Here is a 25,186-nt window from a genome sequence, read left to right on the forward strand (position 1 = left end):
ATCATTTATAATGTAATTTTTACTTTATGAGCTATGCCTTCATTATTTGCTTCAGCCATCAGCATGATAAGACAGCGCTCTTCTATTTATGAGGAGGAAGAACAAATGCAAGACAAGAAAAACCTGCTTTCGTTTTTAAACTCGTTTTTCCGTTTAGATGAACGACAGACAACAGTGAAAACGGAATTTATTGCGGCCCTGACAACATTTATGACGGTCAGCTACATCATTCTTGTTAACCCGATTATCTTATCTGAAGCCGGTATGCCAAAGGAAGCAGCACTCGCCGGTACAATCTTAGCTATTGTCATTACGACTCTATTAATGGGGTTATGGGCAAACCTGCCGATTGTCATCGGACCCGGAATGGGGTTAAATGCCTTTTTTACATATACCGTCGTCCTTGGCCAGGGATTATCTTGGGAAACGGCTCTTGGGGCTGTATTTATCTCAGGTTTTGTTTTCTTTCTATTATCTGTTTCAGGAGTCAGTTCAAAAGTTGTCTCTGCAATTCCTAAAACATTGAAAGCCTCCATTACTGCAGGAATCGGATTATTTGTAGCATTTATCGGCCTTAAAAACGGAGGCATTATTGTTCCCGATGAAGCAACCTATGTTGCACTCGGAAACATTGCAGATCAGGGAACATGGCTTGCGCTTTCAGGATTGATCCTTGCAGCGGTGCTTGTATCCAGAAATATTAGAGGCGGATTAATTTTAAGCATCTTTGTCATTACGGCATTGTCCATGCTGATCGGTCACTCGCCTGTACCAAAATCTGCAGGGGATATCCTTTCCTTTGGCTGGCCATCGGTTGAATTAACGTTTATGAAGCTTGATATTATGGCTGCGATCGGATATGGTATTTTCTCAGTCATCTTTTCATTTACGATCGTAGAATTATTCGATACATTGGCTACCTTGATCGGATTAACAAAAAAAGCGAATCTGAATGATGAAAATGGCGAAACACCTAATATGAAACGCGCATTGACGACCGGTGCGCTCGGCACAATGATCAGTGCGGTGTTTGGAAGCACAGCTATAAATACCTATATTGAAAATGCAACCGGAATTGCAGAAGGAGGAAGAACTGGTTTAAAAGCAGTATTTGCTGCCCTGCTGTTTTTGCTGACTCTTTTATTTACACCTCTGATTCAATTCATCCCAAACGCTGCGACAGCTCCAGTTTTAATTATTATTGGAGCATTTATGATGACAGAACTGAAGGAAATTCTTTTTGATGATTTGACCGAATTGATCCCGGCATTTTTAACCCTCATTATGATGCCATTAACGTTCAGTATTGCAGAAGGTGTAGCATTCGGTTTTATTTCATACACATTATTAAAGGTTTTTACCGGCAGAACAAAAGAACTTCACTGGATGATGTATATCATTACTGCAGCCTTTTTAATAAATTTCTATACAATGATTTAGCGGCTCCCTTAAGGGGGCTTTTTTTGAATGAAAAAATTTCGCTAGGCGAAATAATAGCAGCGGTGCTATAGTAGAAATAGTGAAAAAATAGAAAATGGGGACATCGCCATGTGGAAAAATAAAAATGTCTGGATTGTGCTCAGCGGTGAGTTTATTGCAGGGCTTGGTTTATGGTTTGGCATTATCGGAAACCTGGAATTTATGCAAAAAAATGTACCATCTGATTTCATGAAATCTCTTATTCTATTTATTGGACTGCTTGCAGGGGTGCTTGTCGGTCCTCTTGCCGGCAGAATGATTGACAGCTGCTCCAAAAAGACCGTGCTTATTTATTCGGGCCTTGGAAGAATGCTCAGCGTTGTCTTTATGTTTATGGCGATACAATTTGATTCTCTCTTCTTTATGATTCTGTTTATGATCAGTATTCAATTATCTGCAGCCTTTTATTTTCCTGCACTTCAGGCTGTAATACCTATTATTGTAAAGGACAATGATTTGATACAAATGAATGGGGTCCATATGAATGTTGCGACCATGGCGAGGGTGATTGGCACAGCACTTGCAGGTGCGCTGCTTGTCTTTATGAGTCTGACATCGATTTATGCATTGTCCATGGCTGCATATGCCGTACTTTTTGGAGCAACATTTCTGCTTGATTTTAAAGAAGAGAAGAGGGAGCAGTCAAAATCAGGGAAGTCCGGCAGCTTTAAAGAAGTACTTCCTGTATTAAAAGCGACTCCCATTGCCATTACAGCTCTAGTCCTGACAATCATTCCTGTTTTGTTTATCGGCGGATTTAATCTGATGGTGATCAACATAAGCGAGCTTCAGGACAGCACGTCCATTAAAGGGCTCCTTTACACAGTAGAAGGAATTGCATTTATGATCGGCGCATTTTTTGTAAAAAAAATTACTCATCGATTTTCATCCGTTCATATGCTCTTTGCTTTTGCTCTATTAATTTCAATTGCACATTTAAGCTTATTCTTTAGTGATATCATGTGGATGTCGCTAATCTCATTTGGCGTATTCGGTCTTGGGGTTGGCTGCTTCTTTCCGATTGTCTCGACCATCTTTCAAACGAAGATTCCAAAAGAATATCACGGCCGTTTCTTTTCGTTTAGAAATATGCTTGATCGTGTTATGTTCCAGGTTGTTCTCCTCGGTACGGGCCTTTTCCTTGATACAATCGGCCTGCAGTTCATGGTGCTTATCTTTGGAACATTATCACTCATAATGGTCGTATTATATGGAATGAAGTATTTTCAGAAAACAGAAGTAAGCAGTTTAAGTGAAAGCAAGTAAAAGAGAGGGGAGAGCCCTCTCTTTTTTTGTGCGGCATTTCGCTGTTCTTTAATATCTAACAATAGCCTGGGTTCAGCTAAACTATTATCCTTTCCGCTTAATTCAAATGATTATGACCAATATAACGAGAAAACGGCTGGATCGAAAAAATTGAAAGGCTAGAATAAATCTAAAAACCGCTATTAAAAACGGGAATTTGGCTAGAAAAAATCGAATTTCGGCAAATAAATTCACGATTTCGGCTAAATGAATATTCTAAGATCCACCGTACTTGAGTCTTTAATGGGATTCGATCCTGAATGGCACTATGAATTGGAGCTAACGGGTGTTTCTGCTTTTCTTATTGGCCACCTCCTAGGCCCTCGAGCAGAACAGTCGGTTCCGCTTTTCTTATTCTCTGCATTTCTTGCATACTGTAAGCTTTTGTCCATCTGCCTGAAGATTTGGGTAGAGCAGTTTAATTCGTTTTGTCCCGCATATTGGACAAGTTCCGCGGCCTCTTGAGGCCATTTTTAATAATGTCTTACCCCGATATCTTTTCGCCATCTTTAAACACCCTGTTTCTTTTTTAATACTATATGAATTTCAAGTTGGATATGCTATCTCACAAGTCGGCCAAAAAAGACTAATAATGTCATAATTTGCAAGAAAAACGGGAAGAAAATAGAGAATTTTAGCTATTTTAGTAAGAATATAGTGCTATTTTTAGAAATTTGTAGTAATTAATGCCCTAATCTATTAAAATAATCATGTAAGAAAAAAGGAGGTACTTAGCGAACAATGAAACAGAAAGTTATTGGGTTAGCTGCTTCAGCAGTCATCGGATCCACTTTAATTGGCTCCGCAGCTTCTGCAGACAGCATAACCGTTAAAAAAGGCGATTCGTTATGGAAGTTGTCCCGCGAGTATAAAACAACAGTTGAAACGATTAAACTGAGAAACAAGCTTTCTAAAGATATGATTTTTCCAGGACAAGTTCTGCAGATATCAGGAACTGCTGAAAAACCTGCATCTAGTGTTCAAAAACCTCCTGCACCCGCTAAAACCTCTGTCTCTACATACAAAGTGAAATCAGGCGATTCCCTCTGGGTCATTGCACGAAAACATAATGTATCTGTGATTGAGCTGAAAAGTTTAAACGGGCTGAAGTCCGATTTAATTCGTCCCGGACAAACCTTAAAAGTAAGCAAGACGACTGGAAAAGCTCCGGCTGCTGCAGCTCCTAAACCAGCTGCTAATCAGCACGCGGCAACAACCTATAAAGTAAAGCTTGGTGATTACCTTGGAAAGATTGCTAATCAATTCGATCTTACCGTCGCAGAGTTAAAAGCGGTGAACAATCTCAAATCCGATGTGATTTACGCTGGCCAGGCACTTAAAGTGAAAGGTTCAAGCACAGTACCGCCTAGTAAGGTGGAAGAAACAAAGCCATCTGCAAACAGTAAAATTGATACGATGATTGCTGAAGCCAAGAAACATGTTGGAGTGTCTTACAGATGGGCTGGAAATACTCCTTCTGGATTTGACTGCAGCGGATTCATGTATTATGTACTGAACAAAGTGACGTCTGTTTCCCGTCTCAGCACTGCTGGATATTGGGACATCATGACGCCGGTCAGCTCTCCGCAAAAAGGTGACTTCGTTTATTTCACTACATACAAGGCAGGCCCGTCTCATATGGGAATTTATCTTGGCAATGGAGAATTTATTCATGCAAGTTCATCAGGTGTTACGATCTCTAAATTGGATAATTCCTACTGGAAAGCAAGATACCTTGGAGCAAAACGATATTTAAAGTAAGAAGCCATAAGGGCTTCTTTTTTTGGCGAAAAACAATCTGCCTTCCAAAAGGATGAATGAACAAATCCATTCATATGATTGAAATAAAAGCATTCAGGAGGCGGGTTGGATGACGGCATTGCCGGTCAGTGTCATAACTCATAAGATAGCGGGGAAAAAGCTTACAATATTTTATCCATCAATAACTGGTCCACAGGCATTCAGTCAGCAGAAAATCAATGCGGACATCCTTAAAAACGTTCAGAATCAGATTCGTTTTGGAGAGTATGACGGGGGAGTGCAAACGGAGATGCAGGGTACCTATGAACTCAAGACGAATGAGCGAAACTTGTTAAGCTTAACACTGCTGAATTATGTATATAGCGGAGGCGCTCATGGCATGTCTTTTTTAAAAGGGCTGACATACAATACCCAGACAGGCAGGAAGTATAAGCTTCAGAACCTTTTTAAAAAAGACAGCAACTATACAGAACGATTATCTTCCATTATTGGTGAGCAGCTTAAAGAAAGAGGGATTACCTTACTCGATCCTCCCTTTAAATCGATTCGCCCTGATCAGGATTTTTATTTAGCTGATAAATCGCTTGTAATCTATTTTCAGCTCTATGAAATCGCAGCTTATGCTTATGGGTTTCTGTACTTCCCCCTCTCCATTTATGATCTGCAGGATATCATCAATCCAGATGGTCCTCTTCCCAGATTATATGGATAGATAAAAAAAACCTTGCATTACTCAAAGATTCGCATATAATAACTCTTAATAGAAAAAAATCCCATGAGGAAGAGAGTAATCATATCCAGTTCTTGAATCAGCGATTTAGGGAAGGTGAAAGCCTAAAATGAACGGAATGATGAAACGCACTTTCTAGGAGCATGCCTGAACTTGGATAGTAGGGCATGCCGGTCGGCTGGCCGTTAAAACGCTTCGAGTGGTTCAGAAATGAACAATCAGAGTGGTACCGCGGGAAAACGCCCGTCTCTTTTATTGAAAAGAGACGGGCGTTTTTATTTTATTTAGAGGAGGACGACTTATGAAAAAGAGACTTGGGGCGATTATTTATGGGACATTAAAAAACGATCTTACCCTTGATGAGATAGTGGAGGTCATTGAGATTCCTAAAGCAAAACAATTAGGGGATTACAGCTTTCCTTGTTTCGTTCTTGCTTCTGTCTATAATAAGAATCCTCATCAAATTGCTTTGGAGCTTGTTGGGAAGTTTAATGATGAATTTATTACACAAGCAGCAGCTGCTGGACCCTACATTAACTTCCACCTTAACCGGGAGATTGTAAGCAGGGAATGGCTGCAGACAAATGGACCATATCAGTGCCCAGAAAAAACAAAAGTAATGACCATTGACTTTTCATCTCCAAATATTGCGAAGCCATTCTCGATGGGACACCTTCGCTCAACGGTCATCGGTCAGGCAATTGCAAATCTTGGAGAGAAATGCGGCTATAACGTAATCAGAATCAATCATATTGGAGACTGGGGCACACAATTCGGCAAGCTGATCGCAGCTTATAAAAGATGGGGGAATGAAGAATCTGTCAAGGAGCATCCGATACAGGAGCTATTTAGGCTTTATGTAAAGTTTCATGAAGAAGCTGCCGTTCACTCTGACTTACTTGAAGAGGGAAGAAGCTGGTTTAAACGTCTGGAGGATGGAGACACAGAAGCATTAAAACTGTGGAAATGGTTCAGAGAAGAATCACTGGAGGACTTTCAGAGGATTTATAAGCTATTGGGCGTTCAATTTGATACGTATAATGGAGAAGCATTCTACAATGATCAGTTATCGCATATCTCTGATTTGCTTGAGAAAAGAGGGCTGCTTAAATATTCTGATGGTGCAAGGGTAGTTCCTTTGGTTAACGTGAATCTGCCGCCATGCCTGATTCGAAAAAGTGATGGAGCGACCCTTTATGCAACAAGAGATTTGGCTTGCGCCCTCTACAGGAAGGAAACATACAAGTTTGATCAATCTCTATATGTAGTGGGGATGGAACAATCGATTCATTTTAAACAGGTTTTTGCTGTTGTAGAGAAAATGGGCTTCAGCTGGCATAAAGATATTCATCATATTCCATTTGGATTCATTTTGAAGGATGGAAAGAAAATGTCTACAAGGAAAGGCAAAATCGTTCTTCTAGATGAAGTTATAAAAGAAACTATATCTGCTGCAAAAGCAAATATTGAAATGAAAAATCCTCAGCTTGAAAACAAAGAAGAAGTAGCCAGTGCAGTTGGAGTTGGAGCAATTATTTTTCATGATCTCAAAAATAACCGAAAGAACAATATTGAATTTTCATTGGATGAAATGCTTAAATTTGAAGGGGAGACAGGTCCATATGTGCAGTATACACATGCAAGAGCCTGCTCTTTATTAAGAAAAGGCAGCGGGATCAAGCCAGAGAAAATAAGAGCATTAACAGATGAACACAGCTGGGAAGTGCAAAAATTGCTTGTTCAGTACGGGCAAGTCATTCAATCTTCATTTGAGAAGTATGACCCATCTATACTTGCTAAATATTTACTGCAGGTATGCAGAGCGTTTAATTCTTATTATGCTAAAGTGAAGATTCTGGAAGGAAATCAAACCCTCACGTCCAGACTTCTGCTTGTTCAATCCGCAAGAGATGTTCTTAAGGATGGACTGAGTATCCTTGGAATCAAGGCTCCTGAAAAAATGTAGTTGTTTATTTCCTCCGTTTTAAAATTCTGTTTTTATGGCTATTATGCTAAAGAATTTTAAGATGGAGGGATTGCTCATGAACAGAAAAATAATTTTCACAGCAATCGCAGCTTCTTTAGGCTTGAGCGCCTGTCAGGCTTCAACAGAATTTGAGCCGAAAGAAGAATCACTGCCGGTCAGTGAAAAAGCAGTTGCACCGGTAAACGTTGATATAATCAACAGCGAGGGAGTTGAAATTGGAACAGCAACTCTGACTCAAGCGCTTAAAGGAGTAACAATCCGATTAAAAGCGGAGGGTTTAGAGCCTGGAAAGAAAGCCATTCATCTTCATGAGACTGGGAAATGCGAAAAGCCTGATTTCACATCTGCCGGAGCGCATTTTAATCCTGCCAGAAAGCAGCATGGGTTTGAAAATCCTAAAGGCTTTCATGCCGGAGACCTGCCTAATATCGAAATTAACGAGAATGGAACTTTGGATGTCGAGCTGCATGCAGCTGACGTGACATTGAAGCAGGCTAAGAAAAATTCGCTGCTAGATGAGGACGGCAGTGCGATCATTATCCATGAAAGAGTGGATGACTACATGACTGATCCTGCAGGAAACTCAGGGAACCGGATTACTTGCGGGGCCCTCGTGAACTAGAAAAACAAAGCCGCTTTGACAAATTGGATCGGAAATAAAAAAGCTGATGAGACTTGTTGTCTCATCAGCTTTTTGCATTTTTATTCTTCTGTTTCTTCAGGACCCATATAACGGTATTTAGTTGGATCTACAGGTTCAAATCCCTTAGGCGTATAGAATCGCAATAGATCTCCGTATACAATCTGGTCTGAAAGGGTCAATTTTTTATCGACCATTTCTTCTGTTTGACTAATTTCTTCGTTTTCCTCCACTGTTTCTCCAGTAGCAGTATCATAGAACTTTCCGTCAACTGAAGTAAACTTAGGCGTTACAAAGTCGCCGTTTCTGAAAGGAACCACTTGCTGATGGTCTTTCGATAATAAATCTGTACCCATTTGAACGTAATCTTTTGTATCTATTCCAAGCAGATGAAGGAGAGTAGGGCGAATATCAACTTGTCCGCCGAACTGGTGCTGTTTTCCGCCTTCAAGGCCTGGAGCGTGAATGAAAAGAGGAACCCGCTGCAGCTGAGCATGTTCAAACCCATTAATCTCTTTGCCCATTACCTGAGACATCGCTTTGTTGTGGTTTTCAGAGATTCCGTAGTGATCACCATACATCACGACCATTGTGTTGTCATATAAACCTGACTTTTTCAGGTCTTCAAAAAACTGTTTTAAGGATTCATCCATGTAACGTGCTGTCTGGAAATAACGGTCTACAGAACCATCACCTGTTGTATGAGGATCGATAGTAGCTTCGTCCTCATCAATTGGGTAAGGGAAATGATTTGTTAATGAGATGAATTTTGAATAAAATGGCTGCTCCATTGATTCAAGCAGCGGAATGGATTCGGTAAAGAACGGTTTATCCTTTAGTCCATAATTCACGACATCTTCATCTTTCATTGAATAATATGCTGCATCAAAGAATTGCTCATAGCCAAGTGATTTGTACATCACATCACGGTTCCAGAAAGATTTATAGTTGCCGTGGAAAACCGCTGTTGAGTACCCTTTTTGATCAAGGATAGCTGGTGCTGCCTGATATGTGTTCTCTGCTTTTGTTGTAAAAACGGCTCCCTGCGGAAGAGGGAATAGTGAATTTTCAACCATGAACTCAGCATCAGACGTTTTACCCTGGCCTGTCTGATGGAAGAGATTATCAAAATACAGGGTATTTTTGTTTTTTGTTAAAGAATTTAAGAACGGTGTTACTTCTTCACCGTTTATTTTGTAATCAATTGCGAATGTCTGCAATGATTCAAGTGAAATATAAATAACGTTCATGCCTTTTGCTTTTCCAAAGTATTCCGGATTAGGTTCAGCATGTGTTGCTTTTGTGTAGTTTACTACTTCTGTTACATCATTGCCGTCAGCAAGTGCACGCTGGGCTGATGATTTAGAGCTTTGAATAGCGTCATAAATCGTGTAATTATACATGCCTAAATATTTAACAAGGTAATTGCGGTCAAACGTGCGCGTTAATAATTGCGGACGGTCCATTTCAGCTAAAGCAAGGTTTGTTCCGAACAGAATCACAGCTGAAATCAGGACTGCAGAAACTCTTTTGCCTTTCATTTTTACATTTTCAGGCTTAACGAACTTGCCAAAAACAAGAACCATTAAAATGATGACATCCAGGAAGTAAAGGACATCGTATGGTTTAACCAAAGCACCGAGACTTTGTCCCAGGTCACCGGCATTCTTAGTCTGTGTCAATGTTGGCACTGTAATAAAATCGTTGAAGAATCGGTAATACACAAGGTTGGCATATAATAGGAAAGAAAGCAGGAAATCGATGACGATCATCCAAATAAATGCCTTTCTTCCTTTAGCGAATAAGGCTAAACCTAAAAACAGCACAGCAGAGCTGATCGGGTTAATGAACAGCAGGAACTGCTGAATGGAATTATCAATTCCTAAATTAAGTTCTACGCGATAAGCAGTATAGGTTTTTATCCATAGCATAACAACTGCTAACAGAAAAAAGCCAAGGTGCTTATTCAAAAAACTCTTAGCAAATACATTTTTCATTTTTTAACACCTCTAGTAATCAATTAAATTCGTATTTTAGCGATCATGTTCAGTACCCTGTTCAAAGATTATAAGCAAGAATTTGTTCAGCAAAAGATAAGAAAAATCATAACGCAAAGAGAGACTAAAAGTCAACTTTTTAACTATTCAATTAATCTTGCATCTATTAAATTATCATTAAGAGATTAGACTTATTTTCCATAACAATTCATCAGACGGGTTACATAAAAAGTCTCTTCCTTATACATAGTAAAATTGGGGGTGATTATGAATGAAATTCTTTTTAATTGGAGCTATTCTCCTGCTTGCCCAGCAAATACAAACAGATGACAGTTTGAAGATTACCCATAATAATCATGTTATAGAAAAATTGGACCGGAATGATGCGGCATTGCTGATGCCAGAGACATTACTAATTGACCAAATAAAATTAGATAATCTCATGAATCATTTGGATCATCAAATGTATAAAGCTCCAGTGAATGCTGAAATCGACAAGAGCGGAAAAATAATGCCCGAAAAAACCGGCTACAGATTGAATCGTGAGATCTTCAGCGGAAAATTCCACGCTTACTTTTTTGGGAGCGGTGCAGCAAGTGTGGAAGCACCAAGAATAAAATTGTATCCCAGAGTAGATAAAGAACTGCTTGCCAGTATTCGCTCTGCAAGGATTGGGACCTATGTAACTTTTTTTAACAAGAATAATAAACAGCGTACAAAGAACATATATCTTGCTGCAGAAGCGATCAATAACACAGTCGTTTTTCCTGGCGAGACGTTTTCTTTCAACGGGGTGGTCGGCAACAGGACAGCAGCGAAGGGCTATTTGCGGGCTCCGATCATTATTAGAGGAGAACTGTCTGAAGGAATTGGAGGGGGCATTTGTCAAGTATCCTCGACATTGTTTAATGCCATCGATAATGCCGGATTAAAAGTGATCGAGAGGTATTCCCACAGCAGGCGAGTCCCTTATGTTCCCGCCGGAAGAGATGCTACCGTCAGCTGGTATGGACCTGATTTTCGGTTCTCGAACAAATACAGCGAGCCTGTATTGATCAGGGCGGCTGTTTATGGGGCAAGTGTAATGGTCACCATTTATTCAACGAATGAAGTTGCTTATGAAAAGCGGATAGAGCTTCGAAAATAAGCCTTTGGATATTATGAAAGAGCTTTGTTTTGATTCTCTGGATACATAAAAATCGCGTTTTGGCTGAATCGCCTGAGGAAAAAAAGATACTTCTGAATCTTAATGCTTGGACATATATTTAGAAGAATCTTTACTTAGGCAAGGTGATCATTATCACTCAAAAATTAGCAGCGATTTTAATAGGAAGCTTATTGATCAGTATTGGCATCAATGGCTTTTTAGTTCCGCATCATTTGATTGATGGCGGGGTTGACGGAATAGCCTTGATATTACATTACTATTTTGAATATAAAACGGGTTTATGCATTCTATTATTAAGCTTGCCTCTTTGTTTTTTTTTCTTGGTTTTTCAAACCGGTCTATTTCTTCAGCAGTATCCACGGTTTATTGATATCTGCATTTTTTATTGATTTGCTGGATCCATTGAGAACACAATTTTCTTTGCCGATTTTTTTAAGTTCCCTGATAGGAGGGTGCTTAATAGGAATTGGCATCGGAGTCATGCTCCGAAATGATACAAGCACAGGGGGAACGGATTTATTGGCACGGCTTATTTCAGACAGCACAAAATTAAATATTGGCATTTCGATTTTAATTATAGACGGGCTTGTAGCAGCGGCAGGGTATAAAACATTGGGATTGAGAAGCTTTTTCTTTTCATGTGTCACTATTGGAATAATTGGTTTAATAACGCACATTATAATGAAACCTTCTGAACACTGAAAAAGCACCAGGAACGAAAGTCACTTATGCCGGGGATTACCCAGCGAATGCTAGTCAATCTGCTGAGGAGCTTGAAGAAGACTTAATCGTTGAACGCAAGATTATCCTGTTGTTTCTCCTGGAATATTCGCTGACTTACCAAGGCAGAACGTTAATGCCGATTCTTGACACCATGTATGAATGGGGCAAGAACTATATGGAAAATGTCGCTGAAGAAAAACCGGAAATAAGTGATTTCCCCTTAATAAGAAAGTCCAGGATCGTATATGATGGATCTTGGTCTTTTTTTGATTCAAAAAGGTGCTGGTACTGAAACATTATTATCAGGTCTGATTATTCAGTAAATTCTTCGACATCAACTACAACAATTTTTCAATATCCTGTTGAAGTGCTCCCTTTAAGAATAGATGCTGTACTTTAAGACAAAATCCCATTTCTTTTGCTTTTGCCCTATAAGAGAAGCAAACCTGAATGAATGGTCGAACGTCTCTCTATAATTCCGTTTAAAGCCATTTTGACGTAAGCTCAGTATTCATTTCTATACATTCACAATAAATACAAAAAGTAAAATCAAAGCGAGAGCAAGACTGACGATATATATGGAGGATATATTCTTCATTCTTACCTTCGCTTTAGCCGCGGTAAGTCTCAAGTGCTTGATTCTGCCCAATTAATATGGTTACTATTAATCCGACTAGACTAATGATACTAATAATAATGACGCTGATCCAAATTGACACTTAATTGACTCCTTTAAAATAAAATCCCAGCACGTATGAATCATTTTACATGTGATTTAAGAGATGGGGCCACCTACTTTTACATAATTTATAAATAGTCAGGAGTTGAATGGATTATGGTAATTGAATGGAAGCCCGACCGGTCAAGTGAGCAGCCGATTTATAAACAAATCGTACATTATTTTGAAAAGCAGATTCGAAACGGGGAACTGCCTCCATCAAGCAAATTGCCTTCTGAACGAAAGCTGTCAAAGGACTTAGGGGTAAACAGAAGCACGGTAGCAACAGCATATGCTGAACTTAATGCGTCAGATTTAATTATCAGCAAAAAAGGAAGCGGTACAGTTGTCCGCGGGTCAAATCGTGCCTATCCAGGCGGACGGATGCCGAACTGGAACCGCATGCTGATAGCTGGAACACTGCTGCCAAATGTACCGATCATTCAGCGGATTGCGGAAGAAACCAATCATAAACATCTGATTGATATAGCTACAGGGCAGTTATCACCTGAATTGTTCCCAAATGAGCAATTTCAGCACATATTAAAGAATCAGACCTTCGATCATCCATTAAGCTATGATCATCCGCACGGCAATTTGAAGTTAAGGGAAACCATTGCCAGACATCTGAAAATAGATAAAAAAATAGAATGCACACCATCATCCATTCTAATTACATCAGGAGCTCAGCAGGCTCTTCACCTTATCATTCAGTGTTTATTGAAACCAGGCGATGCTGTTGCAATAGAAGATCCTTCATATACATATTCCTTGCCTATTTTCAGATCGCTTGGCATTAAGACAATTTTACTCGAAGTGGATGATAATGGAGTCAATCCAAATGATATTCATAATGCATATATAAACCACCGGATTCGGATGATTTTTCTTAGTCCAGCTTATCAAAATCCAACTGGTGCCGTTTTACATCCTGAGCGGAGAAAAAAAATCCTTAAAACTGCTTATGAGTTTGGAATTCCAATCGTTGAAGATGATCCTTACTCTTTACTGTCTTTTGAGAAAAGTGCAGCAACCTTAAAATCAGAAGATTCACATGGCGTTGTTATCTACATCAGCTCACTTTCAAAAATGGTATCCTCAGGCATAAGAATCGGCTGGATATTGGCTCCTAAGCAAATTATTGAACGATTGTCAGATGCCAGACAGCAAATCGATTTTGGATCTAGCATTTTTTCGGATTGGCTGGCAAGAGAGTTTTTGAATTCAGACTTTTTTGAACCCCATCTCAGGCAGTTGAAAATTGAATTGAAAAATAGAAGAGATTTGCTGGTTTTAGCTATTGAAAAGCATCTTCCTGGTCAAGTGGAATATACAGTGCCAAAAGGCGGTATTCACTTATGGTGCCGGATTAGACAAAAACATCATGATGAAAAACTATTTAATCGTGCAGTGGATAAAGGGGTAATCTATACGCCTGGAATTGCTCTTGGTTCGAAAAAAGGATGTGTCAGGTTTACATTTGGACGAGCTGCTAAGCAATCAATCGACATAGCCATTGCTGCATTTTCAGATGCGCTGTTTGAGCAAAAATAAGAATTACGCATATGAGGAGATGAAGCAATGAAGCTAAGTATTCTAGATCAGTCACCGATTTCTGAAGGTACCAAAGCAAGTGATGCCCTGAAGCACACACTTCAGTTAGCAAAAGCAGCTGAAGAACTTGGCTATACTCGCTTTTGGCTTGCAGAGCATCATAATACAAACGGACTCGCAAGCACAGCTCCTGAAATATTAATATCACATATTGCATCGCTTACAAGCAGAATTAAAGTCGGTTCTGGAGGGGTCCTGCTGCCGCAATACAGTCCATTAAAAGTGGCTGAAACATTCAACACTCTTGAAACACTCTTTCCAAATCGAATTGACTTGGGTATTGGCCGTTCACCTGGAGGATCTGCTGAAACACGTCTGGCTCTAACAGATGGGCTGCGAAAAAGTTTAAACGAATTCCCAAGACAGCTGAAGGATTTACAGGGATTCTTGAGAAAAGCTTTGCCTGAGAAGCATGTTTATTCAAATGTACAAGCCATGCCTGATTCAGCTGCATTTCCGGAAATGTGGCTGCTCGGGGTTTCACATCGCGGTGCCAGGACAGCTGCTGAGCATGGGATGGCATTTACTTATGGTCATTTTATTAATCCATCAAGCGGAAAAAAGGCAATGAAGGATTACATGGAGCAATTTAAGCCTTCAAGTCATCAGCCTGAGCCGAAAACCAATTTCTGTATTTTTGTCGTGTGTGCCAGATCCGAGGAAGAGGCTGAATTCCTTGCACTAAGTCAGGATGCATGGCTGTTAAATGTAGAAAAAGGAGAAAATACAACGATTCCCTCTTCTGAAGAAGTGAATAAGCTGGGTTTTTCTGAGGCGGAATTAGAGAAAATAAAAAGAAATCGAAAACGCATGGTAGTTGGCACTCCTTATAAGGTAAAAGAAGAATTGCTAAGTATCGCTTCAGATTATCAGACTGATGAGATTATGGTCATTACAAATATCTTTGATTTTAAAGCAAAACTGGAGTCTTATAAGCTTCTTGCAGAAGTGTTTGATCTTTAAGGCAAGGTAAAATCATCAGCAAATACAAGTCGTTTTGTTTTCATTCATCAATAAAACTTGATACAATGACGTTGTTTATTTTTAATAAGCAAGGTTTAGATGAAGGAGGACAAAAAATGTCCAGTGAAACTATAAAAGATGTAAAGCTGTCCGTATTGGATCTTGCGCCTGTAGTTGAAGGGAGCACACCGAGCGAAGCTTTTAAAAACACTCTTGATCTAGCTCAGCATGCTGATAAATGGGGCTATAACCGTTTTTGGCTTGCAGAGCATCATAATATGGAGGGAATTGCGAGTTCAGCCACAGCTGTTTTGATTGGACATGTAGCAGGGGGTACGACTAATATCCGCGTAGGATCAGGCGGTATCATGCTGCCTAATCATGCTCCTTTAGTTATTGCAGAACAGTTTGGAACACTTGAATCCCTTTATCCAGGCAGAATTGATCTTGGGCTTGGACGCGCTCCGGGAACCGATCAGCTCACAGCCCGTGCGCTCCGCAGGGAAAACATGAGCAATGGAGAGGATTTCCCAGAACAGCTTAATGAACTTATGGAGTATTTTCAGCCTGCTGAAGCAGCACATGTCAGAGCTGTTCCAGGAAAAGGCCTGAACGTGCCAATCTGGCTGCTCGGCTCAAGCGGATTCAGTGCTCAGCTTGCGGGAAGATTAGGATTGCCATTTGCATTTGCAAGTCATTTTTCCCCAGAGCACACTATTCCTGCCATGCGCCTGTACAGAAGCAGCTTCAAAGCGTCTAATGTGCTTCAAGAACCTTATGCCATGGTAGGCGCAAACGTAATAGCCGCAGACAGCGATGAAAAAGCAGCATATTTGGCTACTACCATGCAGCAGCAATTTTTGAATCTTGTCCGCAATCGCCCAGGGAAAATGCAGCCGCCGGTAGAAAATATGGAAGAACTATGGACACCGTATGAAAAATCAGCCATTCATCAGCAGCTTGGATCATCAATTGTCGGAAGTAAAAGTACTGTTAATGAGAAACTTGAAAAATTCATAGAAGAGACAGGTGCAAACGAAATTATGGTCAACGCCTCAATCTTTGATCATCAAGAACGATTGCGTTCCTTTGAAATTGTTTCACAGCTTTTTAAGTAAAAGATAACGGAGGCAAGATCATGAAATGCAAAATCAACCGCAATGCAGCTAAAGAATTAAAAGAGCTCCTTGCCGCAGAAGAAGCTGAAGGCAAAATGATACGTGTTGTTGTGACAGAAATGCACGGCGATCACGCACATTATGATATCACGCTTGATACACCGAATGAGCATGATGAAATTGTGAAAACAGACAAAGAAATTGACGTGCTGCTGGATCAGCGCGAAGACTTTTTAGACGGCGTCTGGATTCAGTATTTTTATGTGCCGCAGGCAGGGTTTGTCATTACAAATTCAAGTAAAGGCAGCCATAGGCATTAAATAATAAAAAAGAGTGAAACTTAAATGGTTTCACTCTTTTTTATTATTTCGTGTTCGTTAAAGGTTTAGTTTCAAGTTGAAAGCTTACTTTGACTTTTATATTTTCCCATTCCCGCAGCCATTCTTTCTCACTAGGCGGTTTATTAAATGGCGTTTTGGAGTAGCTTTTCTTATTGAGTTTAAAAAGTGGATAGTTGAAGAATTTCTATAATTATTTTTCTGAATTGGTAAGTTAAGATTGAAACGCCAAGGGTTAACGTTTGGCGTTTACTATTCCTTATTCCTTTTTTCCCATTCTCCTAATGTTTAAATTCATTACTCTCCTTTAGTTAGAGCATCTCTTTCTAATGCACCCATCATCTTTTCTAGCCATTGTTTTTTAATCATTATTTCAGCGCAATCATCAATCAATAAGATCCTACTCCTGAAATACCCATTTGTCTCAAGTATAGTAACATGAAGACATCTGAAAATAGCCTTGGTGCATTAATATCTACATCTTCATCTGTAAAACCATGAGGGATAGGGAATTTTTCATTTTGAAACAGTTTGTTTTTTGAATTGAATATTTTCTTCAGTTAAACCAAATGTATATTCAATTATAGGACTAATTTCAGTATCCTCGACCTTATTAAGAAAGTATCGCAGTACACAATTTGCCATCCTGTCTGCCACTCCCCAAATGGGGGCAATCTCAGATGATGAAAGTCGAATATTGTGTTTTGTATCCATCTATGTTCCCCTCTCTTTCAAGCTTTAATTTAAGATTATTATTCAGTAAATTGATGTTTTTATGGTGCCCTTTTGGTCCCGAGTTTACTTCTACAAAGTAACAAGGGTTGGATAGTGTCTTTATTGTATATATTATAATCTTTTGTACGAGTGAATAATTTTTAACTTTCTCTTTATACTACTCATGTACTAAAGTGAAAAGGAGAATAAAAAAATTGAACTTAAATGAAAACAACAACATGCATCTGAATATGCATACAGGCAATGTTCCGCAGACTCAGAATCATGGAGGACATGAAGTTTTTGATGTGACAGAAATACTTGCTGGGACTCTCAACACATTAAATACGTATGCAATTTGTAAGAACCAGGTTAAAGATCCAGAATTAATGGAAATCGTAAATCGTCAGGAGCAGTTTATCATCCAGGAGTACAATACAACATTGGATTGCTTTCAATCAGGTGCAGATCCCAAGGTACCCACACAAAGCTATTCAATGAATCAAGGAAATGATTTTGTATACGGTTTGACCCCTTCGGCACCAAAGATGCCTCTACAAGGAGGGGGGCAGTTAGATGATGAAGCTATTTCAAGGATGCTGCTGGGAAATATGAAAGCCTGTGCTACTACAAAGGCTACGGCAGCATTGGAAGTGACCAACCCAGTGGTACGTCGGGTATTATCCGATAGTGTGCCTAACTGCATTGAAATGGCTTATGAGCTGTCTCACTACCAGAACAAGCATCATTACTATCAAGTCCCTCAACTAGTAGCAGATGATATGAATCAAGTTATTAATGGATATGCTGCCATTAATCCACAGACATTCCAATAACCATTGATAAGGAGCAGCAGACTACATTGCTGCTTCTTTTAACTATTCTTCTTTCTTAACACGATAACTATAGGCCTAGCTTTTAAGTGATTCCAAACAAGGATATATCGTAAGTGCTATAAATAATAGTAACTATTGGATTAAAGAAAGAGCACAATTTTGAACCAAAATTGTGCTCTTTCTTTAATCTTGGAATTTACTTAGCAGGTAAATAGCTCAGTTTTGTGAACCTTCAAATTTTTTACATAATACATACTAATAAAATAAGAGAATAGCTTAGCCCCCAATTATACTGCTGTCCAATCTAAACGAATGAATTTTTTGAAAAAAAGATAGTTTACCTTAATTTGCTAAGTAATTTGAAAAATAATCTACTCTTTTGGCCTGTTAGAGCTTTTAGAGAATAGATTGTTCATTGCAATTCCTATGATCTTTTTAAAAAAATAAAGCAGAAGGGCAAAACTCGGAAGCACAAATGATCCACTAAGGAATGGCCAGTCAGGAAGCATATTCGTATCGGAAATGCAGCACTGGCTTCAGAGGATATAATGCTTCCAATATGCTTTAACATATTGAAGGCGTTTTCAGCAATCAATCCCTTTGAGTAAGCAGAGGATTTCTAGTATACTTGGTCAGAGAAATTGTACTAGGAAAGGGAAAAATCAAACTATGACAACACAATTAGAAGCTTTAAACCTCCCGGGTCATATACTGTCTGATATAAAAAATAGATCGGAAATATTCAAAAACAGCGTTGATGCGATGCTCATCGGCAAAGGCGGATATATGCCATCAGAGGATGCAATTTTATATGATGCCATGATTGCTTTATCATTAGGTAAAAATGTTCTTTTAAAAGGACCTACAGGCTCTGGTAAAACTAAGCTTGCCGAAACGCTTTCAAATCTTTTCGGCCAGCCAATGCACAGTATCAACTGCAGCGTGGATCTTGATGCTGAAGCACTGCTTGGCTATAAAACCATTTCGCAGAATGGTTCAAAAACGAGCATTGAGTTTATTGAAGGGCCTGTTATTCATGCGATGAAAAAAGGCCATATCTTATATATTGATGAAATTAATATGGCAAAGCCTGAGACGCTTCCAATCCTAAATGGAGTCCTTGATTACCGTAAAATGATTACGAACCCATTTACAGGAGAAGTGATCAAAGCGAGCAAGGACTTTGGCGTGATTGCAGCTATTAACGAAGGTTATGTTGGTACCGTTCCTTTGAACGAAGCCTTAAAAAATCGTTTCGTTGTAATTGAAGTGCCATATATTCAAGGTGAACAGCTAAAAGCCGTACTGCGCTCTCAATCTATGCTGAAAAATGAAAAGCTGATCAGTCAGTTTGTCACTCTTTCTTCTGATCTGATCACTCAGGTGCAAAATGGACAAATTTCAGAAGAGGCAGCATCTGTAAGAGCGCTTATTGACACCTGTGATCTAGCCGTTTATATGCCGCCGCTTCGTGCTATTTCACGCGGCATTACTGAAAAACTTGAAGACGACAGAGAAAAGGCAGCGATTCAAAATATTGCAGAAACTCTTTTTGTGTAAAGGGGCCGTCATGAAATATATTAAATTTAATGACAAGCGTGTCGACTCCTTTTTATTTATGGAGCTCTCCGACTTGGCAAAAACTCTTACAAAAAAAGATGAGACAGAAGTTGAATTTGCTGTTCAGTCTTACTACGATCCGTTCATACAGAAAGTGTACATCAGCCACTTCTGGGATAACCGGCCGCGCCTTGATATGGTAAACGGTTTGAAAAGCGATGTATTTTTAAGAAGCATCGGCAGCTATAAATACACAGATTTTCATGCAGTTAATTTCTTTTTATCACAAGTTCAGAAACTTGCTGTTTCAAGCTTTGCCAAACAGCTGTTTGTGATGCTTGAGGACTTGCGGCTCGAGGAACACTGCAAGCATGAACGTCCAGGCACAACAAACGTGTTTGCTGCAAGAAGATCTATGTACAGACGTTTTTTTAAAAGTCAATTAACGATAAACCAAGAGAGAAGCATTTATACAGATGCGCTCTTTAATGCCTTCTATTTAAAAGCTACATCAGAATCTCCGCTTGAGGAGTTTCCGTCGCTGACAAATTCGATTGATCTGGCCATGCCCTTTATGCAGGGCGAACTGCTGAAGCTCTATGAAGCCCGTAACACTGCTGGCATAGGTAAGATTGTTCTAAACATAGCCGATGTACTTGACGACATTCTTGAAAAAGACATGCTGAATATGTATTTTCATCTTCCTTTATTAAACTACTCAGAAGCAGAATCAGGCTTAACGTTTGATGATCTTAAACGAAAATCAAAGCTTAAAAATGACGATATTCTTGAGCAGGAAAAGGAAGAGGATGAGGACATTCATGAGGATAAACTTCCGACCTGGCACAGGGAAACCAGTGAAGCGACAAAGAGTTTTCTGCAATTTGATCTTGAGCAGGGAAGCAAAACAGACCTGCTTGGCGAAGGTGTCAGAGAAGGCGATGATGGAGATCAGGCGCTAGGAATGGTACAGGGATCTTCCAAAAAAACAGCAAGGAATGATTATTCTAAGCTTGAAGCTATGGAAAACGCTGAAAACAAACAAGAACGCGGGGAAAGTGAGGCTTTCGGAAAAGAAAACAAATATGCATATCCTGTATTTATGTCCCCCGAAAAGCCAAATGCAGCTGAACAAGTTGCTTACGTAGAAAAAAAAGAAATCATCGTTCCGTTTCAAAAAAAGCTGAAGCAAATGATTGAAAAAACGCTTGAGCATAAAAAAATTTCACCAAGAAGCGATCTTCATACCGGACGCTTAAGCAAAAAACTGCTGAAGCTCCTTACTGATGAGAATCCGCGTTTATTTTATAAGAAAAATCAGCCGTCTGCTAAAATTGATGCCGCTTTTTGCCTGCTTGTCGATTGCTCAGCATCAATGTTCGATAAGATGGAGCAGACGAAGCTTGGCATCACCTTGTTTCACGAGGCGCTGAAATCTGTTTCCGTTGTCCACCAGGTTGTCGGTTTTTGGGAAGACACGAATGAAGCCACTGAAACGAAACAGCCAAACCATTTTAAAACGGTCATTGATTTTGGGTCCTCTCTGCAAAAAAAACGAGGACCTGAAATTCTGCAGCTTGAACCGGAAGAAGATAATCGCGACGGCTATGCTATTCGTCATATGACAAAGCAGCTTTTAAACCGCAGTGAAAATCAGAAGTTTATGCTGGTCTTCTCAGATGGGGAGCCTGCGGCAACAGGCTACGAGCAAAATGGGATAATCGACACACACGAAGCCGTGCTTGAAGCAAGAAAACGGGGAATTGAAGTGATCAATATTTTTCTCGCAAATGGAGAAATTGACGAAGGACAGCAAAAAACGATACAAAACATTTACGGCAAATTCAGCATCGTTGTTCCTGACATTGAGAAGCTGCCTGAAGTGCTGTTTCCAATCCTGAAAAAACTGCTGCAGAAAAGCATCCATGCATAAGAGTGCCTTAGAGGCACTCTTTTTGTAACGCTTTCTTCCATTTGCTACTATACAAATAGGGGGAGATAAAAATGATATCCGTTATTCCAATTCTGCGTATGTTTGATGAACGGAAAGCAAAGGAGTTTTACCTGGACTACTTAGGCTTTAAGCTTGACTGGGAGCACCGGTTTGAGCCGGAATATCCACTTTATTTTCAAATCTCAAACGAAGCCGTTCAGATTCATCTTTCCGAGCATCACGGAGATTGCTCGCCGGGGGCAGCCGTCAGAATTCAGTGCGAAGATCTCCAAAATTATCATAGTATACTCAAATCTAAAGTATTCCCTTTCTCAAATCCAGGAATTGAAAAGACTCCATGGAACACATTTGAATTAACAGTTCAAGATCCCTTTGCTAACCGGATCATTTTTTATCAAAATACATAGAATTTAGAAGAAAAAGAAGAAAATATGTCGAACTCAGTAGATGAAGAGGCTGATTTTTCTCTTGAAAAATGAATATAATGCATCTTTTGTTCTTTAGATTCACTTTTAATTTTTGTTTTTCAGTATTATTTTAAATTTTCTTGTGATACGCCTTTGATTAAACGGGCAAGGAATGTTAAAATGGAAATGGAAGCGTTTTAATCCAAACCTATCTTTCTAAGAAAGGTAGGATAGTATATTACAATAATATCCATTTGAATCTGTTTTTTAAAAAATTCAATCAGATTCACTACCATTGCTGGGGGTTATGTAAGATGTCAGGAACTACAACAAAGCGCAAGATTCGACTTGAGGATTTTCATGGACCGAACCTTGGCTATGTACTGGAGCTGTTTGATCAATATCAGCAGGATCCAGAATCGGTTGATGAAGAATTAAGAGAAATGTTTGATGGATGGGACACAGTACCGCAGGAACAAGTTAGCAATGAAACATCAGCGGGCACAGCAACGTCTGTTCAAAACGTAACAAGCGCGGACAAAATGAAGAAGATTGCTTATGCAGTCAAGCTTGCAGATGATATCCGCACTTATGGTCATTTAAACGCTTCAATTTATTCATTTGAAAGTGTCAAACAAAAAGAGTTTCTTCAGCTTAAGGATTACGGGCTGACAGAATCTGACCTAGAAGAAATTCCGGCATCCATTTTATGTGCGGATGCACCTCAGGAAGTAACGAATGGATTACAGGCCATTCAATATTTAAAAGAAGCTTATACGAAAACGATTGCTTTTGAATTCTCCCACGTACACCGTTTTGAAGAAAAGTACTGGCTTAAGAAAATGGTTGAATCCGGAGAAATCTTCAAAAGTCATTCAAATGAAAAACGCACGGCTATTCTGCGCCGCCTCTCAGAAGTTGAAGGCTTTGAGAAATTTTTGCACCGCACGTTTGTTGGGCAAAAACGTTTCTCAATTGAAGGACTGGACATGCTTGTTCCAATGCTTGATGAACTGATTTCTAACGCTGTTCACGCAGGAACAAATAATGTAAACATTGGTATGGCTCACAGAGGACGCCTAAACGTGCTGGCACATGTTCTCGGCAAGCCTTATGAAATTATTTTCTCCGAATTCCAGCATTCGCCAAACAAGGAGCTTGTTCCTTCTGAAGGGTCTGTCGGCATTAACTATGGCTGGAGCGGAGACGTAAAATATCATCTCGGGGCAGATCGTCAAATTACAGACGAAAGCACAAAACGTGCAAGGCTGACACTTGCAAACAACCCAAGTCACCTTGAATATGTGGACCCTATTGTCATGGGCTACACACGTGCAGCACAGGATAATCGCCAAACAACCGGCTATCCGAAACAAGACGAAAAAGAATCAATGGCAATTATTATTCATGGTGACGCTGCATTTCCGGGTGAGGGGATCGTTGCAGAAACACTGAACTTAAATTCTCTTACAGGCTATCAGACCGGCGGTTCCATTCATATTATCGCCAACAATATGATAGGTTTTACAACTGAAAGCAGAGACTCACGTTCAACAAAATATGCAAGTGACCTTGCTAAAGGATACGAAATCCCGATCGTTCATGTAAATGCAGACGACCCAGAGGCGTGTCTTGCAGCAGTCATGATTGCGATTGAGTACCGCAAGCTCTTTAACCGTGACTTCTTGATTGATTTAATCGGCTACCGCCGCTTTGGCCACAATGAAATGGATGAGCCATCAACAACACAGCCGAAACTATATGAAAAAATCCGCAAGCATCCGACAGTCCGTGCACTCTATGCTGCACAGCTTGAAGAAGCAGGATATTTAAGCAAAGAAAAGATTGCTGAAATTGATCAGCAGACATTGGACAAATTTGATGCAGCTTATCAAAAAGTGCCATCGAAAAAAGTAACGCATGTTCATGACATAGAGCTTCCTGAAATCGTTATCAACGGACTGCCGAAAATCAAAACGTCCATTGATAAAGAATCTCTCTTAAGAATTAATGATGAGCTTGTGAAATGGCCTGAAGGCTTCAATGTTTTTGATAAATTGAAGAGAATTCTAGAAAGACGCGCAAATATCTTTGTCGGGGAAGAAAAAGCTGACTGGGCATTAGCAGAAACCCTTGCATTCGCAACTATCCTTGAAGACGGCACGCCAATTCGCCTGTCGGGGCAGGATTCTGAACGCGGCACATTCTCTCAAAGACACTTAATGCTTCACGATAGTGAAACAGGCAATGTTTACTCACCGCTGCATACACTATCTAAATCAAATGTATCGTTTGCCGTTCATAACAGTCCATTATCAGAAGGATCAGTACTTGGCTTTGAATATGGCTACAACGTATTTGCTCCTGAAACACTCGTGCTGTGGGAAGCTCAATACGGTGACTTTGCTAACGCTGCACAAGTATTCTTTGATCAATTCATCGCAGCAGGACGCGCGAAATGGGGTCAAAAATCAGGGCTTGTGATGCTTCTTCCTCACGGTTATGAAGGACAAGGACCTGAGCATTCAAGTGCAAGACTTGAGAGATATCTGCAGCTTGCAGCAGAAAACAACTGGACAGTCGCAAACTTAACAAGTGCTGCACAGTATTTCCATATTTTAAGAAGACAGGCTGCGCTTTTGAAACGTGAAGAAGTACGTCCGCTTGTTATTATGACACCTAAGAGTCTGCTTCGAAACGCACAAACCATTTCTTCGATAGAAGAACTGAGTGAAGGGGAATTCCGCCCGGTTGTGGAACAGCCTGGACTTGGCATGAACCATGGAGATGTAAAGCGCATTGTCTTATGCAGCGGCAAAATCGCCACTGATTTAACAGATAAATTAAAATCAATAGAAGAAGATGTAAATCAAATCCACGTTGTAAGAGTGGAAGAATTATATCCGTTCCCTAAAAAGGAAATTAATGCAATTCTTGGACGCTACAAGGCGCTGGAAGAAATCGTCTGGGTACAAGAAGAGCCAATGAATATGGGAGCATGGACATTCATGGATCCAGAACTCCGAGAAGTAGCACCGGCTCATGTGAAAGTGAATTACATTGGAAGAAAAAGAAGATCTTCAACAGCAGAGGGAGATCCAAACGTTCATAAAAAAGATCAAGAGCGTATCGTAACAGAAGCATTGACGTGGAAAAACGAAGGGAGAATTTGAT

20 protein-coding genes, 2 pseudogenes and 1 other annotated feature are annotated in these 25,186 nt (G+C 39.8%); of the genes and pseudogenes, 18 read left to right on the plus strand and 4 right to left on the minus strand.

Features of this window, described 5'->3' with window-relative positions:
• Positions 1-105: 105 nt before the first annotated feature.
• Both QFZ72_RS13360 and QFZ72_RS13365 read left to right on the plus strand, forming a co-directional pair.
• Positions 106-1,440 carry an NCS2 family permease gene (locus QFZ72_RS13360; protein ID WP_307434003.1) on the plus strand — a complete coding sequence of 445 codons (1,335 nt, stop codon included), beginning with the start codon at positions 106-108 and terminating at the stop codon, positions 1,438-1,440.
• A 108-nt stretch (positions 1,441-1,548) separates the two neighbouring features.
• Positions 1,549-2,745: an MFS transporter gene (locus tag QFZ72_RS13365; protein ID WP_307434005.1), complete on the plus strand. Its 1,197-nt coding sequence runs from the start codon at positions 1,549-1,551 to the stop codon at positions 2,743-2,745.
• 390 nt (positions 2,746-3,135) lie between these two features.
• Here the strand turns inward: QFZ72_RS13365 and QFZ72_RS13370 are convergent, their stop codons facing one another.
• Entirely contained in the window at positions 3,136-3,291 is a 156-nt protein-coding gene (locus QFZ72_RS13370; RefSeq protein ID WP_307434007.1) for a hypothetical protein, read from the minus strand.
• A gap of 234 nt (positions 3,292-3,525) precedes the next feature.
• Between QFZ72_RS13370 and QFZ72_RS13375 the strand changes: the two genes are divergently transcribed.
• The 4 genes from QFZ72_RS13375 to QFZ72_RS13390 all read left to right on the plus strand — a co-directional run bounded on the left by QFZ72_RS13375 (position 3,526) and on the right by QFZ72_RS13390 (position 7,884).
• Positions 3,526-4,545 (plus strand): C40 family peptidase, encoded by a 1,020-nt coding sequence (locus QFZ72_RS13375; RefSeq protein ID WP_307434009.1) that lies wholly within the window; start codon positions 3,526-3,528, stop codon positions 4,543-4,545.
• A 109-nt stretch (positions 4,546-4,654) separates the two neighbouring features.
• Positions 4,655-5,257 (plus strand): DUF3298 and DUF4163 domain-containing protein, encoded by a 603-nt coding sequence (locus QFZ72_RS13380; protein ID WP_307434010.1) that lies wholly within the window; start codon positions 4,655-4,657, stop codon positions 5,255-5,257.
• Positions 5,258-5,311: 54 nt separating this feature from the next.
• Positions 5,312-5,529, plus strand: a binding site (T-box leader).
• Between the two features lie 47 nt (positions 5,530-5,576).
• Entirely contained in the window at positions 5,577-7,241 is a 1,665-nt protein-coding gene (argS, locus tag QFZ72_RS13385) for an arginine--tRNA ligase (RefSeq protein WP_307434012.1), read from the plus strand.
• Positions 7,242-7,317: 76 nt separating this feature from the next.
• Positions 7,318-7,884: a superoxide dismutase family protein gene (locus QFZ72_RS13390; RefSeq protein WP_307434013.1), complete on the plus strand. Its 567-nt coding sequence runs from the start codon at positions 7,318-7,320 to the stop codon at positions 7,882-7,884.
• An 80-nt stretch (positions 7,885-7,964) separates the two neighbouring features.
• Here QFZ72_RS13390 and ltaS read toward each other — a convergent pair whose 3' ends face one another.
• Positions 7,965-9,899: a lipoteichoic acid synthase gene (ltaS, locus tag QFZ72_RS13395; RefSeq protein WP_307434014.1), complete on the minus strand. Its 1,935-nt coding sequence runs from the start codon at positions 9,897-9,899 to the stop codon at positions 7,965-7,967.
• 271 nt (positions 9,900-10,170) lie between these two features.
• Here ltaS and QFZ72_RS13400 point away from each other — a divergent pair, with 271 nt between their 5' ends.
• The 7 genes and pseudogenes from QFZ72_RS13400 to QFZ72_RS13430 all read left to right on the plus strand — a co-directional run bounded on the left by QFZ72_RS13400 (position 10,171) and on the right by QFZ72_RS13430 (position 16,523).
• Positions 10,171-11,046 (plus strand): VanW family protein, encoded by an 876-nt coding sequence (locus QFZ72_RS13400; RefSeq protein ID WP_307434016.1) that lies wholly within the window; start codon positions 10,171-10,173, stop codon positions 11,044-11,046.
• A gap of 143 nt (positions 11,047-11,189) precedes the next feature.
• A pseudogene (locus QFZ72_RS13405) lies at positions 11,190-11,769 on the plus strand (YitT family protein).
• Positions 11,766-12,082 (plus strand): annotated as a pseudogene (locus tag QFZ72_RS13410) (winged helix-turn-helix transcriptional regulator). The pseudogenes QFZ72_RS13405 and QFZ72_RS13410 overlap by 4 nt, the downstream one beginning before the upstream one ends.
• A gap of 549 nt (positions 12,083-12,631) precedes the next feature.
• The gene (gene pdxR / locus QFZ72_RS13415; protein ID WP_307439754.1) at positions 12,632-14,062 is read left to right on the plus strand and encodes a MocR-like pyridoxine biosynthesis transcription factor PdxR; all 1,431 of its coding nucleotides are present in this window, start codon (positions 12,632-12,634) and stop codon (positions 14,060-14,062) included.
• A gap of 27 nt (positions 14,063-14,089) precedes the next feature.
• On the plus strand, positions 14,090-15,085 hold the full coding sequence (locus QFZ72_RS13420; RefSeq protein WP_307434018.1) for an LLM class flavin-dependent oxidoreductase: 996 nt from the start codon (positions 14,090-14,092) through the stop codon (positions 15,083-15,085).
• Positions 15,086-15,201: 116 nt separating this feature from the next.
• Positions 15,202-16,203 (plus strand): LLM class flavin-dependent oxidoreductase, encoded by a 1,002-nt coding sequence (locus QFZ72_RS13425; RefSeq protein WP_307434020.1) that lies wholly within the window; start codon positions 15,202-15,204, stop codon positions 16,201-16,203.
• Positions 16,204-16,223: 20 nt separating this feature from the next.
• Positions 16,224-16,523: an iron-sulfur cluster assembly accessory protein gene (locus QFZ72_RS13430; protein ID WP_307434022.1), complete on the plus strand. Its 300-nt coding sequence runs from the start codon at positions 16,224-16,226 to the stop codon at positions 16,521-16,523.
• Positions 16,524-16,930: 407 nt separating this feature from the next.
• Here the strand turns inward: QFZ72_RS13430 and QFZ72_RS13435 are convergent, their stop codons facing one another.
• Together QFZ72_RS13435 and QFZ72_RS13440 are read right to left on the minus strand one after the other, a co-directional pair.
• On the minus strand, positions 16,931-17,101 hold the full coding sequence (locus tag QFZ72_RS13435; RefSeq protein WP_307439756.1) for a DUF3231 family protein: 171 nt from the start codon (positions 17,099-17,101) through the stop codon (positions 16,931-16,933).
• Complete coding sequence (locus QFZ72_RS13440) at positions 17,058-17,255, minus strand: DUF3231 family protein (RefSeq protein ID WP_307434024.1); 198 nt, start codon at positions 17,253-17,255, stop codon at positions 17,058-17,060. Before QFZ72_RS13440 ends, QFZ72_RS13435 begins: the two co-directional genes overlap by 44 nt.
• A 215-nt stretch (positions 17,256-17,470) precedes the next feature.
• Between QFZ72_RS13440 and QFZ72_RS13445 the strand changes: the two genes are divergently transcribed.
• The 5 genes from QFZ72_RS13445 to sucA all read left to right on the plus strand — a co-directional run bounded on the left by QFZ72_RS13445 (position 17,471) and on the right by sucA (position 25,185).
• Positions 17,471-18,091: a spore coat protein gene (locus QFZ72_RS13445; protein ID WP_307434026.1), complete on the plus strand. Its 621-nt coding sequence runs from the start codon at positions 17,471-17,473 to the stop codon at positions 18,089-18,091.
• A 669-nt stretch (positions 18,092-18,760) separates the two neighbouring features.
• Entirely contained in the window at positions 18,761-19,651 is an 891-nt protein-coding gene (locus QFZ72_RS13450; protein ID WP_307434028.1) for an ATP-binding protein, read from the plus strand.
• A 10-nt stretch (positions 19,652-19,661) separates the two neighbouring features.
• Positions 19,662-21,584 (plus strand): vWA domain-containing protein, encoded by a 1,923-nt coding sequence (locus QFZ72_RS13455; RefSeq protein WP_307434030.1) that lies wholly within the window; start codon positions 19,662-19,664, stop codon positions 21,582-21,584.
• Between the two features lie 71 nt (positions 21,585-21,655).
• On the plus strand, positions 21,656-22,012 hold the full coding sequence (locus tag QFZ72_RS13460; RefSeq protein ID WP_307434032.1) for a glyoxalase superfamily protein: 357 nt from the start codon (positions 21,656-21,658) through the stop codon (positions 22,010-22,012).
• A gap of 314 nt (positions 22,013-22,326) precedes the next feature.
• Positions 22,327-25,185: a 2-oxoglutarate dehydrogenase E1 component gene (sucA, locus tag QFZ72_RS13465; RefSeq protein WP_307434034.1), complete on the plus strand. Its 2,859-nt coding sequence runs from the start codon at positions 22,327-22,329 to the stop codon at positions 25,183-25,185.
• Position 25,186: the final 1 nt, after the last annotated feature.

The organism is Bacillus sp. V2I10, assembly GCF_030817055.1.
GTDB lineage: Bacteria > Bacillota > Bacilli > Bacillales > Bacillaceae > Bacillus_P.